Source organism: Enterococcus spodopteracolus (assembly GCF_030441955.1).
In the GTDB taxonomy this organism is placed as follows: Bacteria; Bacillota; Bacilli; order Lactobacillales; family Enterococcaceae; genus Enterococcus_B; species Enterococcus_B spodopteracolus.
This window is the reverse complement of the sequence record NZ_JARJHD010000057.1, coordinates 1-839: the sequence shown is the minus strand read 5'-3', so window position 1 is coordinate 839 and position 839 is coordinate 1. Positions and strand designations below refer to the sequence as shown.

At 53.9% G+C, this 839-nt stretch carries 2 pseudogenes; both read right to left on the bottom strand.

The annotated features are described in order from the left end of the window. A pseudogene (gene lom / locus P3R27_RS14425) lies at positions 1–234 on the bottom strand (outer membrane beta-barrel protein Lom); the annotation flags it as partial. 61 nt (positions 235–295) lie between these two features. Next, a pseudogene (locus tag P3R27_RS15450) lies at positions 296–657 on the bottom strand (phage tail tip domain-containing protein). Positions 658–839 lie beyond the last annotated feature (182 nt).

Below are 839 nucleotides of genomic sequence, written 5' to 3'. Positions count from 1 at the left end.
GAACCCCAGGGAAGCCATCACCCCCACACTGTCCGTCAGCTCATAACGGTACTTCACGTTAATCCCTTTCAGATGACTCACACCGGTATCCCCGCCCGACAACGACGGCAATGTACCCGGTTTCACTTGAAAATAGCCCACCGTAAACGTACCATGTCCACCTTCCGCACGGGCCGGAGTGACTGTCACCGCAAGTGCGGCAAAGACAGCAACGGCAATACACACATTACGCATCGTTCACCTCTCACTGTTTTATAATAAAACGCCCGTTCCCGGACGAACCTCTGTAACACACTCAGACCACGCTGATGCCCAGCGCCTGTTTCTTAATCACCATAACCTGCACATCGCTGGCAAACGTATACGGCGGAATATCTGCCGAATGCCGTGTGGACGTAAGCGTGAACGTCAGGATCACGTTTCCCGACCCGCTGGCATGTCAACAATACGGGAGAACACCTGTACCGCCTCGTTCGCCGCGCCATCATAAATCACCGCACCGTTCATCAGTACTTTCAGATAACACATCGAATACGTTGTCCTGCCGCTGACAGTACGCTTACTTCCGCGAAACGTCAGCGGAAGCACCACTATCTGGCGATCAAAAGGATGGTCATCGGTCACGGTGACAGTACGGGTACCTGACGGCCAGTCCACACTGCTTTCACGCTGGCGCGGAAAAGCCGCGCTCGCCGCCTTTACAATGTCCCCGACGATTTTTTCCGCCCTCAGCGTACCGTTTATCGTACAGTTTTCAGCTATCGTCACATTACTGAGCGTCCCGGAGTTCGCATTCACACTGCCACTGATATCCGCATTTTTAGCGGTCAGCTTTCCGT